This window comes from Amycolatopsis sp. NBC_01286 (assembly GCF_035982555.1).
Taxonomy (GTDB): Bacteria; Actinomycetota; Actinomycetes; order Mycobacteriales; family Pseudonocardiaceae; genus Amycolatopsis.
On the sequence record NZ_CP108428.1, the window covers coordinates 695,277 to 707,484 of the forward strand.

13 protein-coding genes are annotated in these 12,208 nt (G+C 72.5%); 4 read left to right on the forward strand and 9 right to left on the reverse strand.

All coding sequences use genetic code 11. The annotated features are described in order from the left end of the window. Positions 1–185 precede the first annotated feature (185 nt). Positions 186–1,784, forward strand: a complete 1,599-nt coding sequence (locus OG570_RS03250; protein WP_326955536.1) for a DEAD/DEAH box helicase — start codon at positions 186–188, stop codon at positions 1,782–1,784. Between the two features lie 775 nt (positions 1,785–2,559). Continuing rightward, positions 2,560–2,928, forward strand: coding sequence for a hypothetical protein (locus OG570_RS03255; RefSeq protein WP_326946756.1), 369 nt, complete (start codon positions 2,560–2,562; stop codon positions 2,926–2,928). On the opposite strand, the gene OG570_RS03260 is transcribed toward OG570_RS03255, so the two are convergent. From OG570_RS03260 to OG570_RS03280, 5 genes are all read right to left on the reverse strand, one after another. After that, positions 2,883–3,728, reverse strand: a complete 846-nt coding sequence (locus OG570_RS03260; protein ID WP_326955537.1) for an SMP-30/gluconolactonase/LRE family protein — start codon at positions 3,726–3,728, stop codon at positions 2,883–2,885. The genes OG570_RS03255 and OG570_RS03260 overlap by 46 nt on opposite strands. Then, positions 3,725–4,102, reverse strand: a complete 378-nt coding sequence (locus tag OG570_RS03265) for a DUF1761 domain-containing protein (RefSeq protein ID WP_326955538.1) — start codon at positions 4,100–4,102, stop codon at positions 3,725–3,727. The genes OG570_RS03260 and OG570_RS03265 overlap by 4 nt, the downstream gene beginning before the upstream one ends. 84 nt (positions 4,103–4,186) lie before the next feature. Beyond that, a complete protein-coding gene (locus OG570_RS03270; protein WP_326946753.1) occupies positions 4,187–5,074 on the reverse strand; it encodes an ABC transporter permease in 888 nt (295 codons plus the stop codon). Beyond that, positions 5,061–5,852 (reverse strand): ABC transporter ATP-binding protein, encoded by a 792-nt coding sequence (locus OG570_RS03275; RefSeq protein WP_247061646.1) that lies wholly within the window; start codon positions 5,850–5,852, stop codon positions 5,061–5,063. The genes OG570_RS03270 and OG570_RS03275 overlap by 14 nt, the downstream gene beginning before the upstream one ends. 19 nt (positions 5,853–5,871) lie before the next feature. After that, entirely contained in the window at positions 5,872–6,930 is a 1,059-nt protein-coding gene (locus OG570_RS03280; RefSeq protein ID WP_326959848.1) for an ABC transporter substrate-binding protein, read from the reverse strand. Positions 6,931–7,115: 185 nt separating this feature from the next. Here OG570_RS03280 and OG570_RS03285 point away from each other — a divergent pair, with 185 nt between their 5' ends. Both OG570_RS03285 and OG570_RS03290 read left to right on the forward strand, forming a co-directional pair. Further along, the gene (locus OG570_RS03285) at positions 7,116–7,547 is read left to right on the forward strand and encodes a hypothetical protein (RefSeq protein WP_326955539.1); all 432 of its coding nucleotides are present in this window, start codon (positions 7,116–7,118) and stop codon (positions 7,545–7,547) included. Then, a complete protein-coding gene (locus tag OG570_RS03290; protein ID WP_326955540.1) occupies positions 7,544–7,945 on the forward strand; it encodes a hypothetical protein in 402 nt (133 codons plus the stop codon). The genes OG570_RS03285 and OG570_RS03290 overlap by 4 nt, the downstream gene beginning before the upstream one ends. A gap of 61 nt (positions 7,946–8,006) precedes the next feature. Here the strand turns inward: OG570_RS03290 and OG570_RS03295 are convergent, their stop codons facing one another. From OG570_RS03295 to galE, 4 genes are all read right to left on the reverse strand, one after another. After that, positions 8,007–9,014, reverse strand: coding sequence for an S-adenosylmethionine:tRNA ribosyltransferase-isomerase (locus tag OG570_RS03295; protein ID WP_326955541.1), 1,008 nt, complete (start codon positions 9,012–9,014; stop codon positions 8,007–8,009). After that, on the reverse strand, positions 9,011–9,685 hold the full coding sequence (locus OG570_RS03300; protein ID WP_326946750.1) for an SDR family NAD(P)-dependent oxidoreductase: 675 nt from the start codon (positions 9,683–9,685) through the stop codon (positions 9,011–9,013). Before OG570_RS03300 ends, OG570_RS03295 begins: the two co-directional genes overlap by 4 nt. Positions 9,686–9,729: 44 nt before the next feature. Then, positions 9,730–11,103: a purine-cytosine permease family protein gene (locus tag OG570_RS03305; RefSeq protein ID WP_326955542.1), complete on the reverse strand. Its 1,374-nt coding sequence runs from the start codon at positions 11,101–11,103 to the stop codon at positions 9,730–9,732. 87 nt (positions 11,104–11,190) lie between these two features. Further along, positions 11,191–12,150, reverse strand: coding sequence for a UDP-glucose 4-epimerase GalE (gene galE, locus OG570_RS03310; protein WP_326955543.1), 960 nt, complete (start codon positions 12,148–12,150; stop codon positions 11,191–11,193). Positions 12,151–12,208: the final 58 nt, after the last annotated feature.

The window sequence follows — 12,208 nt, forward strand, 5'->3', positions numbered from 1 at the left end:
CGGGCAATCTCACTAGGAGTACGTCACTCGCGTTGGGTACACTGATCTTGCGGGCCGCTCAGTTCTGCCTCGGCCCGCTGCTGTTGTCGACTACCACGCGCCGCGGCCGTTGACCGGTCTGCGCCGGGCAGGACAACCCTTCTCAGGTTATGGAGACCAGGGCGCAGCCGCGCCCGCATGCACTTATGAGCACATTCGCTGAACTCGGCCTGCCCACCACGCTCGTGGACGCGCTGGCCGCTCAGGGCGTCACCGAGCCCTTCCCGATCCAGGCGGCGACCCTGCCGCACACCCTCGCCGGGCGTGACGTGCTCGGCCGCGGCCGGACCGGCTCCGGCAAGACCTACGGCTTCGTGCTGCCCGTGCTGGCCCGCCTCTCGGCGGGGCCGACGCGGCGCAAGCCCGGCCGTCCGCGCGCGCTGATCCTGGCGCCGACCCGTGAGCTCGCGACGCAGATCGAGGCGTCCATCCTGCCGCTGGCCAAGCCGCTGGGCCTGCGCACGACCACCATCTTCGGCGGCGTCTCGGCCAACCCGCAGATCACCAAGCTGCGCGACGGCGTCGACATCGTCGTCGCCTGCCCCGGCCGGCTCGCCGACCACATGCGCTCCGGGCACGTGAAGCTCGACGCCATCGAGATCACCGTGCTCGACGAGGCCGACCACATGGCCGACCTGGGCTTCCTGCCCGAGGTGCGGCGGATCATGGACGCGACGCCGTCCCGCGGCCAGCGGATGCTGTTCTCCGCGACCCTGGACAACGGCGTCGACGTGCTGGTCAAGCGCTTCATGAGCAACCCGATCACGCACAGCGTCGACTCGGCGCAGTCGCCGGTCTCGACGATGGAGCACCACGTGCTGCACCTCGAGGAGACCCACCGGCTGCCGGTGCTGGTCGACCTCACCGCGGCGCCGGGCCGCACGCTCGTGTTCACCCGGACGAAGAGCCGCGCGAAGGCGCTGACCCGCAAGCTGGTGGCGTCGGGTGTCCCGGCCGTCGAGCTGCACGGCAACCTCGGCCAGAACGCGCGCACGCGCAACCTCGAGGCGTTCTCCTCGGGCGCGGCCAAGACCCTGGTCGCGACGGACATCGCGGCCCGCGGCATCCACGTCGACGACGTCCGGCTGGTCATCCACGCCGACCCGCCGGTCGAGCACAAGGCGTACCTGCACCGCTCGGGCCGCACCGCGCGCGCCGGCGCGTCCGGCACGGTCGTCACGCTGATGACCGACGAGCAGGTCCGCGACGTCCGCGACCTCACCCGCAAGGCCGGCATCAAGCCGACCACCACCCAGCTCGGCCCGGGTCACCCGCTGCTGGCGGAGCTGGCCCCGGGCGAGCGGTCGTTCACGGCGGCGCCGAAGCGGCCCCCGGTGGACAATCGCCCGAAGAAGGTCACGGCTTCGGGCGCGGCCCGCCCGGCCCGCGTGCGCGACGGCGACGAGCGCCCGGCCCGCGGCGGACGCCACGGTGGCGCGGGCGCGCCGAAGGAGAACCGCGGCGGCCAGCGAGCCCGGGCGAACTCCCAGTCCCGCCGCGACGACCAGCCGCGTTCGGACCGCCGCACCCAGTCTTCGGAGCCGGGCCGCGGCTCGGGTTCGGGCCGCAGGTCGGGCGCCCCGGCGGCGGCCGGAGCTTCGGGCTCGGCCGACCGCCGCGGTTCCGGCGGCGGCGGTCGCCGTGGCGGCGCTCCTGCTGCCGGAGCGGGCGCCGGCGCCAGCCGGTCTGGCGGCGCGGCGGCGTTCTCCTCGGGCACCCGCGCGGGCGCCCGCCGAGGCCGCTGACCTTCGCAGATAGCTGACATCGACCCCCGGGCTGCGGCCCGGGGGTCGTTGTCGTTTGCACGGGCCGGCGCCGGCGGATGGCCGACGCCGGGCATCTGACTCCGGACCAGAAAGACCCCGCTCGTGGCGAGACACCGGTCCACGGCCGCATTCGGGCCCTGGGCTCCGGCCCGGGTCGAGTCGTCTGCACGGGCCGGCGGACGGCCGACGCCGGGCATCTGACTACAGATCAGAAGGACCCCGCTCGTGGCGAGGCACCGGCCCACGGCCGCATTCGCCCCCTGGGCTCCGGCCTGAGGGTCGAGTCGTCTGCATGGTGACGGCGCCGGCGGATGGCCGACGCCGAGCATCCGACTACGACCAGAAAGGCCCCACTCGTGGGGAGGCACCGGCCCGCGGCCGCATTCGCCCCCGGGGATCCGGCCCGAGGGTCGAGTCGTCTGCATGGTGATGGAGCCCAGCGCCGGGCATCCGACTACGGACCAGAAGGAGTCCGCGGGCACACCCCACTCGCATGAGGCACCGGCCCTCGACCGCATTCGACCACCACGGGCAGCCCAGCCACCGCGCCAACGACTGTTCAGGCCCACCCTCGCGAAGGCAGCCCCCACCCATCCCTGGGGGGCGGCCCCTGTCCAGTCTATCGGCTCTGACCTGCAAAAACCGTCGCTCGCGAAATCTGTGGACAACCGGACCCGATGTGGACAACTCCGCGGCGGGCCGGGTTGCGCGGCGATCACCGGGGTGCGGCCGCGGCCGTGGCATGCTCACGGCCATGGAGGACACGGAACTGGTGCAGACCGGGATCGGCCTGCTCGCGTCGGTCTACCGGCTTCGGCGGAACCTGCGCGACGGCAACGACGAGTCCGGCTCGAGCGGGTACCCCGAGCTGCTCGAAGGGGCGTTCGACTTCACCATGACCGCGGACATGAACGTCCCGGAGGAGCACGTCGCCGACGTTCAGCACATCGTCAACCAGGCCGTCGACCAGCTGGCGCACCGCCAGGAGGCCGTCATGCGCGGGCTGCTGATGGGGTTCGTCAAGGTCGTCGAGGCCTATGAGGAAGAGCAGCCCGAGCCAGACGTGCTGGAGGTCCTTCAGCAGCTTTCGCTCGAGGTGGCGACCGCCCCGCCGGAGGACTGACCGACCGGGTGGGTCAGGATCCGGCCCGTCCGGGGGCCGCCGACGCCGTCCAGGCCGTGCCACTCCTGGGCCACCAGGTACAGCGTGTCCTCGCTCAGCGCGCACGCGAAGCACCCGCGGTCCAGCTCCACCCGCTCCAGGACTTCGCCGCCTTCGCGCACCCGCGTGCACGACTTGCCCGGGACGTCCGCCACCCAGATCGCGCCCGACGCGTCCAGGGCGATGCCGTCCGGGACGCCGTCGCCGAGGTCCGCCCACACCCGGCGATCACGCAGGGAGCCGTCCGAAGTCACGGTGAACGCCGTCAGGCAGTTCGCGTATGACTCCGCCACGACCAGCGTCGAGCCGTCCGGGGTCAGGGCCATGCCGTTGCCGAACGCGATGTCGTCCGCGACCTGGCGAGCCGCGCCGGACGGCGAGACGTGCCAGACGCCGCCGGGGCGGTACGGCTCCCCTGCCATCAGGTCGAAGCCGCCGCCGTTGACGTAGCAGCCACCGTCCGAAGCCACCACGATCTCGTTGAAGCCGGTCGAGCCCAGGTCGGCGTGGGTGGACAGGGAGCCGTCCCGGGACAACCGCAGCAGCAGGCCCTGCGACGACGAGACGATCAGCGGGTCGCCGCCGAGGAAGCCGAAGCACATCGGCATCGTCGGGAAGTCCGCCCGGAACACCACCTCGCGCTCGCCCGCCGGCGTGACCGCGACGATCTCGTGGGCCAGCCAGTCGGCGAACCACAGCCGGCCGTCGTGCCAGCGCGGGGACTCGCCGAACGCGATCCCGTCGATCAGCACCCCGGTCATCGCCACACCCCCAGCACCAGCGCCACGACCACGATCTTCACGAGCCAGTCGCCCGCGTGCAAGGCGGCCAGCCGCACCGGCACGTTCTCGTGCAGCACCGACCCGGCCAGGATCAGCACCGGGAAGCCCACCCAGAGCACCAGCGCCAGGCCGAGCGCACCCGCGACGCCGTCGACGCCGACCGCGGTGCTCAGCCCGGCGAACACCGTGACCAGCGCCAGGGTCCGGACGAACTCCGCCGCCATCTTCCACGGCGCGGGCCGCTCGGCCGCCGCCTCGCTCAGGCCGGCCCAGACCGTCCCGAACGCCGTGTACCAGGCGGAACTCACCACGAACCCCGCCACCGAGGCCACCAGCACAGCCACGACACCCATCGCCATCTCCTTCGCGCAGGACCTGCTTGCGAAGGGGACGTCGACGCCGTCAGCGGCGCTTCGACACGCCGCGCGGAAAAGTTTCTAGAGCGACGACGTGAGCCCGCGGGCCCGCAGCACCGAGCGCTCCAGCGGGCGGAACACGATCAGCTCGATCCCGACGCCGACCAGCAGGATCAGGAAGATCGCCGCGATGACCGTCTCGATGCTGTTGAGCGAGGAGCCCTGGTTCAGGTACGCGCCGAGGCCGACGCCCAGCTGCGGGGACAACGCGATCAGCTCGGCCGCCATCAGCGAGCGCCACGAGAACGCCCAGCCCTGCTTGAGCCCGGCGAGGAAGCCCGGCAGCGCCGCCGGCAGCAGGATGTGCCGGGCCGACGACAGCCGGCCCGCGCCCATCACCTGGCCGACGCGCGGCAGGATCGGCGGGATCTGGTCGATGCCCGAGACCAGGCCGTTCGCGATCGACGGCACCGAACCGAGCAGCACGACGAAGTAGATCGCGCCGTCGTTGATGCCGAACCACAGGATCGCGGCCGGCACCCACGCCACCGACGGCAGGCTCTGCAGCCCGGTCAGCAGCGGGCCGATCGCGGCCCGCACCACGCGGACCTTCGCGACGAGCAGCCCGAGCGGCGTGCCGAGGACGACCCCGGCGACGAAACCGAGCGCGGCGCGGTGCACCGACGTCCAGACGAACCCGAACACCTCGCCGGTGACGACGTGGCTCCAGAACTCGTCCCAGACGGCGATCGGCGCGGGCAGCTGTGTCTCCGGCCAGAACGCCGCGGCCCACAGCAGCTGCCAGACGACGACCAGCACGACGAGCGCCAGCACCGGGGGCAGGAACCCCCAGGCGAACCGCTTCCAGAAGCTCGGCCGGCGGTCCCCGACCGGGGTGTCCAACGAGTCCAGTCCAGCACCTACAGCGTCGAGATCCTCGACATCCGCGGGCCGGTCAAGCTGCGGCATGGGTGCTGATCACCTCTCGCAGGTGCCCGGTGATCTCTTCGGTCAGCTCCTCGGCGTCGGCCAGCGGCACGTCCACCCACTCGCGCACGACCCGCCCGGGCCGCGACGACAGGAGCACCACGCGCTGCCCGAGCCGGACCGCCTCGCGCACGTCGTGGGTCACGAACAGCACCGACGTGCCGGTGCTGCGGTAGACGCGCAGCAGCTCACCCTGCAGGACGTCGCGGGTGATGGCGTCGAGCGCGGCGAACGGCTCGTCCATCAGCAGCAGCGCCTGCTCCGGGTCGCCGCCGACGCGCAGGGTCGCGGCCAGCGCGCGGGCCAGCGCGACGCGCTGGCGCATCCCGCCGGACAGCTCGTGCGGCCGCTTCGCCCCGGCGTCGGTCAGCCGGACCAGGTCCAGCAGCTCGGCGGCCTTCTCGCGGCGCTCGGCCCGGCCGAAGCCGGCCAGGCGCAGCGGCAGCTCGACGTTGCGCGCGGCGGTCAGCCACGGCATCAGCGCGGCCTCCTGGAACATCACCGCCGGCCGGGACGTCGTGAGCGTGATCTCCCCCGCCGACGGCGCGTCCAGGCCCGCGACCAGGTTCAGCAGCGTGCTCTTGCCGCAGCCGGACGCGCCGAGCAGGCAGACGAACTCGCCCGGCGCGACCGTCAGGTCGACGCCGTCCAGCGCGACCACCGCGCGCCCGCCCGTGCCGAACGTCTTGCGCACACCGTCCAGCCGGACCGCGGCCGTGCCGGTGTGCCCGGTCCGGCCACTCGGGAGGGTCGTGGTCATCGCAGGCTGCCTCTCCGGATCACTTGATGAGCTCGGGCGCGTTCACGGCGGGCTGGTTCTGGGCCTTGAGGACGTCGTTGAGCGGGCCGAAGTCGGCGAAGCCCTTCAGCGCGACGACGCTCTTCACGACGCCCGCGGTCACCGAGTCCTGCGCGAGCTGCGGGAACTCGGCGGGGATCGGGTCGGAGGTCAGCTCGATGTTCGAGAACGCGCGGTCGATGACCGCCGGGCTGAGGCTGCTGCCGGCCAGCTCCTTGAGCGCGCCGTTGACCACGGTCTTCGCGTCCGCCGGGTTGGCCTTCGCCCAGTCGATCGCGGCCAGCTGGCCCTTCAGCACGGCGCGGACGGTGTCCGGGTGCTCCTGCAGGAACTGGCTGCGCACGATGACGACGGTGGTCGGGAACCGGCCACCGGGCCACAGGTCCTTCTCGTCGACCAGGACCTTCGCGCCGGCGTCGAGGACCAGCCGCGACGACCACGGCTCGGGCAGCCAGCCGCCGTCGACCTCGCCCTTCTTGAAGGCGTCGAGCGTCTTCGAGTTGTCCAGGTTGGTGATCTTGACCTGGCCGGTCAGGCTCTTGCCGGCGAGGAACTTCTTGAGCGCGACGTCCTGGGTGTTGGCCAGCTGCGGGGTGGCGATGTTCTTGCCCTTGAGCGCGTCGACGCTCGCGATGTCCGGCTTGACGACCAGCTGCGCGCCGCCCGAGACCGCGCCGGAGATCAGCTGGATGGTGCCCTTGGACTTGGTGAAGGCGTTGATCGCCGGGCCGGAGCCGATGTAGGCGATGTCGAGGGAGTTGCCCAGCAGCGCGTTGACCTCGTCGGGGCCCGCGTTGAACGTCTGGGTGGTGAGCTTGGTCGAGCCCAGTTCCTGCTTGAAGAAGTCCTTCTTGACGCCGATCAGCGCCGGGGCGTGCGTGACGTTCGGGAAGAACCCGAGCCGGACCTCGGTGGCGGCGCCCGCGTTGGCGGCGGGGGCGGTGTTCTCCGCGGCGCGGGAGCAGCCGGCGAGCACGCCCACGACGGTCAGGGCGGCGAACGCCGAGGCCAGGAAGCGGGTTCTGTGGTGGGAGCGCACGTCAGCGTCGCCTTTCACGGGGTCGATGTCGGGGGCGAGGTTCGCACGGTCACCCACTGGGGCGCATAGCCATCCGCATCCCGGGAAAACGAGTGAGATTCCTTGACATCGACGATTCATGCGCCTAAGTGCAACCTCCTGGGCCGCTCGCGCGTGGTGCTCCCGACGACTTCCGAGGGGGAGCTGTGGAACCTGACGCGCGAAACCGGCTGACGAGCCAGCTGGTGCTGCTGATGTGGGCGGCTCTCGGACTGGGGCCGATCGGCGCCGACTGGCTGGAGACCACGGGCCTGGGCGAGTGGCCGGCCGTGGGGGCGGTCGCCGCGGCCCCGCTGCTGGGTCTGCTGGCCGGCCTGGCGGTCTGGGTGCTCTCCGGGAGGCCGCGCCCACGGGCCGCGTTCCTGCCGGACTGGGCGGCCGTGCCGTCCCTGGCCATCGGCCTGATGGGCCTGGTCACCGGCACGGCGTCGCGGGGTCACCTGTTCGTGTTGATCTTCCTGACGGTGCCGGCGTTGATCGTTCTGCTGGTCGTCGCCATCGAATTGCGAAATGCGGGCAACCGGACGCGTCATCCGGACGTGGTACAGGTGACCACGGACTTGGGAGGGATGACATGACGAGCACCGCACACCGTGCCGGCCAGGGGGCCACCATCCGCGTGGCGCTGGTCGTTCTCTTCGTCGGGCTGGGCCAGGCGTCGTTCGAATGGCTCCGGTCGCTGGGGATGGACGCCGTGACGAGCATGGTCGTCTGGGCGATCCCGGTCGCCACCGCGGCGGCCGTTTCGCTCGTGCTGTGGCTGGCGTCGGACCGCGCGTTCGCGCTGCGGACCTGGCTGCCGGTCAGCCTGTGCATTCCGGTGTACCTGGGCGGCCTCTTCGGCCTGGCGACCGGCACGGCGAGCCTGGTGGCCTCGATCGTCAGCGGCGTCGGACTGGGGATCACGGTCGTCGCCGTGGCCGGCCTGTACCGGGCCCGCCGCCAGGACGACACCCGCGAACCGGCGCGCCAGTAGCGGATGTCCGTGAAGGCCTCCTTACCGGCTCTTATGGCCGGTAAGGAGGCCTTCACGGCTTTCAGCGACGCAGGAGCAGGGAGACGTCGCCGAACTCGTGCCAGAGGTAGCGGCGCTCCACCGCCGCGTCGTAAGCCCGCTGGACCAGCTCCGGGCCGGCCACCGCCTCCAGGAGCAGCAGGTGGGACGCGTCCGGCGCGTGCAGGCCCGTGACGATGCCGTCCACCACCCGGGCCGGGCGGTCCGGGCCCAGGACCAGGTCCGTCCAGCCCTCGGCCGCGCCGACCGCACTGCCGTCGAAGGCCGACTCCAGGGCGCGGGCCGCTGTCGTGCCCACCGCGATCACGCGGCCGCCGCGGGTGCGGACCCACGAAACCAGCGCGGCGGTCGTGGCGGGGACCCGGAAGCGCTCGGCCTGGGGCGGCTCGCCAGTCTCCAGCGACGACACCCCGGTGTGCAGCAACAGTGGCGCGACCAGCACGCCGTCGGTCACCAGGCGGGTGACCAGCGCGTCCGTGAACGGCCGGGCCGCCGACGGCATCTCCGCGCTGCCCGGCTCGCGGGCGAACACCGTCTGGTAGTCGCTCAGCGGCCACGCGCGTGGGACGTAGCCGTAGCGGATCGGACGTCCGCTCGCGGCCAGCAACCCGGGCACCGGGACCGACGCGGCCGCCCGCCACAGCCGTGCCTGCCCCGGGACGTGCTCGGCGAGCAGCGTCAGCGACGCGCCCCCGGGCAGGTCCAGGCGCTCGCCCGGCCGGCCGTCGAGCAGCGGGCCGCCGGGGGCGCGCAGCTCGACCACCCACGCGCCGTCGGCCAGCTCGGTCGAGAAGTGGACGACGACCGGACGCCCGCCGCGACGGGCGTCGATCGCCGCGGGCAGTGTCCCGGACGTGTTGACGACCAGCAGGTCGCCCGGCCGCAGGTGATCGCCCAGTGCGCTGAACACCGTGTGGTGCACCGCGGACGGGCTCGCGACCAGCAGGCGGACCTCGTCGCGCGCCACCCCGCGGGCTTCCGGTGGCGCCGACGCCGAGAGTTCGCCGGGCAGCTCGAACCGGACGCTCATGCGGGCACCAGCAGGTCGGCGGCGCGGTAGCGGCCGCTGGCCGGACGCTCGTCGAGCAGCCGCAGGAACGCCGGGACCGCCGCCTCGGGCAGCGGCCGGTCGGAGATGTCCTCGCCGGGGAAGGCGAGCTGGTGCATCGCGGTGCGCAGGTCGCCGGGGTCGACCGCGTAGACGGCCAGGTCCGGGTGCTCCGCGCCGAGCACGGCGGTGAGCTGGTCGAGCGCGGCCTTCGCCGAGCCGTAACCGCCCCAGCCTTCGTAGGCTTCGACGGCGGCGTCTGAGCTGACGTCGACGATCGTGCCGCCGGTCTTCGTCAGGGCGGGCAGCAGCAGCTGGGTCAGCGCGAGCGGCGCGAAGACGTTCACGCGGTAGACGTTTTCCAGCTCCGCCAAGGGATAACGGCCCAGCGGCGGCAGCGGGCTGACGCCGAGCGTGCTGGCGTTGTTGACGAGCAGGTCGAGCCCGGAGCCGACGGTGGCGGCGAGTGCGGCGCGGTGGTCCGGGTCGGCGACGTCGCCGGGGACGGGCGTGAAGCCCGCCTCCCGGGCCGCGGCGGTCAGCGCGGCCGCGTCCCGGCCGTCGCCGACGACCGTCCACTTGCGACTCACCAGGGCCGCGGCGAGGGCCTTCCCCAGCCCCGCCGAGGCGCCGGTGATCAGTGCGACTGGCATGGTTCCTCCTTGCAGGGGTACCACACCATCGTTGAACCTCTACATTAGTCGAGGTCAACAGGACGGCGGCCGCGCAGCAGGAAATACGCTGCCAGCGAAACGACGAGCCCGACGTAGTAGGCGAGATCGGCGCCGTGCAGGGCCGCGGCGACCGGGCCGGTGTAGAGCGACGTGTTCATGAACGGCACCGCCGCGCCGAAACCCGCGACGAACGCCACGACGGCGGCCCAGGGACGCGTGGTCGTCGCGGCCCGGACGTCCACGGATCGGCCGCCGCGGGTGCGCCGCAGCCAGTCCGGGAGCACGACGCCGAGGAACGGCGGGATCCAGTAGCTGACGAACAGCAGCACGTTCTGGAACTTCGCCGCCAGCTCGCCGCTGTGCATCCAGAGGATCAGCGCGAACGCGAGCACCGTGACGAGAACCGCCGACACCGGGCGCCGCAGCCGGACGCCGACGGTCTGCAGCGCCAGGGATCCGCTGTAGTCGTTCATCGCGTTGGACGACACGGCCGCGAGCGCGATCACCGCGAGGGCCAGCGAACCGAGGAAACCGCCGCCGAGCAACGTCGCGACGCCGGTCGCCGTCTGGTCGCCCAGCGACGACCCGAGCGCGAGCCCGAGGCCTTCGCCGATCGCGTACGACGCCGTCAGACCGAGCAGGGTGAACCAGAAGACGCCGCGCGACGACGTGTCCGCGGGCAGGTAGCGACTGAAGTCCGAGGCGTACGGCGCCCAGGAGATCGCCAGCGACAACGCGATCGTCGAGAACAGCACGACGGCGCCGGTGTGGTCGCCGCCGGTGGCCGTGTCGGCCGTCGCGATCGGGTGTCCGGAAAGGACCTTCACGGCGAGCGCGGCGAACGCGAGCACCAGCAGGACGCTCATCACGGCCTGCACGCGGTGGATGAGCGCGTAGCCGAAGACGCCGAGCGCGCACTGCAGCACCAGCACGATCAGCACCGCGGCCCAGAACGGCAGCCCGGTCAGCTCGGCCAGCGCCTCACCGCCGAACAGCCCGACCAGCGCGTCCCAGGCGATGGAACCGAGCCACTGCACCAGGCCGGGCAGCACGACGCCGCCGCCGAACGGCAGCCGCGCGAGCGGGAGCTGGCCGGTGCCGGTGCGCGGGCCCCAGGTGGACAGGTAGGCCACCGGCAGCGATCCGAGGACCGTGCCGGCGAGCATCGCGACCAGGCCCGTCCAGAAGCCGAGGCCGAGCGACGCGGCGAGGGTGCCGGTGAAGACCGCCGTCATGGTCAGGTTCGGCGCGAACCACACGCTGAACAACCGCCACGGCCGCCCGAACCGGTTGCTCTCCGGCACCGGCGTGATGCCGTGGGTTTCGATCGCCAGGTCCGAGCCCCCGGCGGGCATCCGCCCGCCGAAGACCTCGGCGTCGAGACCGCGTCCGCTCATGTCCTGCCTCCACTCGGGTGATCGAGGCAACCCTAGGGGATGCGTGATCACCCCCCGGCCCGGCGAGCTCTTGACGTGCCTCGACGGTCAGTGGTGGTTGGTGTGGAAGGACCAGGCGTCGGCGACGATGTCGCGCAGATCGGGCCGGCCGGGCTGCCACCCCAGGTCCTTCCGGGCCTTCTCGCTGCTCGCGACGGTGACGACCGCGTCGCCGTCGCGCCGAGGGGCGAGCACCACGGGGATGGGGTGCCCGGTGACCTCGCGAACCGCGGCCACGACCTGCATGTTGGTGTAGCCGTTGCCGTTGCCCAGGTTGTAGATCTCGTGCCGGCCGGGCTCGATCGCCTCCAGCGCGAGCAGGTGCGCCGTGGCCAGGTCGGCGACGTGGATGTAGTCCCGCACGCACGTGCCGTCCGGGGTCGGGTAGTCGTCGCCGTACACCTGCAACCGCTCCCGCTTGCCCGCCGCGACCTGCACCACGATGGGGATGAGGTGGCTCTCCGGGTCGTGCCGCTCGCCGAGGTCGCCGACCGCGCCCGCCGCGTTGAAGTAGCGCAGGCTCGTCGCGCCGAGGCCGAACGCCGCGGCTTCCGCGGACAGCATCAGGTCGACCATGAGCTTGCTGGCCGCGTAGGGGTTGCGCGGTTCCACCCTGGCGGTCTCGTCGAGCTTCTCGTCGCCCTCGCCCCGGTACATCGAACCGGTCGACGAGAAGATCAGGCGCCGGACGCGCGCCGCGCGGGCCGCCTCCAGCAACGCGAGGGAGCCGCGCACGTTGACGTCCCAGTAGCGGTCCGGCCGGGCAACGGACTCCGCGACCTCGATCCGCCCCGCGAAGTGGAGCACGCCGCCGAAGCCCGCTTCGGGCGTCAGCACCCGAGCCGCGTCGTGCACCGACAGCTGGTGGAAGGCCACGCTGTCCGGCACGCTCGCGCGGTGCCCGGTCGACAGGTCGTCGAGCACCTCGACCTCGTGCCCGGCCGCCAGAAGCGCTCGGGTCACCACACTCCCGATGTAGCCCGCACCGCCCGTGACCAGCAGTTTCACCGTGAAATCCTCCCTCGCCGAATGGTCAGGGGAGCTTAGCGACCCGGCCGGCCGCGAA

Excerpts from the sequence above, each read along its gene's own strand:
- OG570_RS03250 (WP_326955536.1), top strand. The coding sequence starts at position 186 with ATGAGCACATTCGCTGAACTCGGCCTGCCCACCACGCTCGTGGACGCG.
- OG570_RS03255 (WP_326946756.1), top strand. The coding sequence starts at position 2,560 with ATGGAGGACACGGAACTGGTGCAGACCGGGATCGGCCTGCTCGCGTCG.
- OG570_RS03260 (WP_326955537.1), bottom strand. The coding sequence starts at position 3,728 with ATGACCGGGGTGCTGATCGACGGGATCGCGTTCGGCGAGTCCCCGCGC.
- OG570_RS03265 (WP_326955538.1), bottom strand. The coding sequence starts at position 4,102 with ATGGGTGTCGTGGCTGTGCTGGTGGCCTCGGTGGCGGGGTTCGTGGTG.
- OG570_RS03270 (WP_326946753.1), bottom strand. The coding sequence starts at position 5,074 with ATGCCGCAGCTTGACCGGCCCGCGGATGTCGAGGATCTCGACGCTGTA.
- OG570_RS03275 (WP_247061646.1), bottom strand. The coding sequence starts at position 5,852 with ATGACCACGACCCTCCCGAGTGGCCGGACCGGGCACACCGGCACGGCC.
- OG570_RS03290 (WP_326955540.1), top strand. The coding sequence starts at position 7,544 with ATGACGAGCACCGCACACCGTGCCGGCCAGGGGGCCACCATCCGCGTG.
- OG570_RS03295 (WP_326955541.1), bottom strand. The coding sequence starts at position 9,014 with ATGAGCGTCCGGTTCGAGCTGCCCGGCGAACTCTCGGCGTCGGCGCCA.
- OG570_RS03300 (WP_326946750.1), bottom strand. The coding sequence starts at position 9,685 with ATGCCAGTCGCACTGATCACCGGCGCCTCGGCGGGGCTGGGGAAGGCC.
- OG570_RS03305 (WP_326955542.1), bottom strand. The coding sequence starts at position 11,103 with ATGAGCGGACGCGGTCTCGACGCCGAGGTCTTCGGCGGGCGGATGCCC.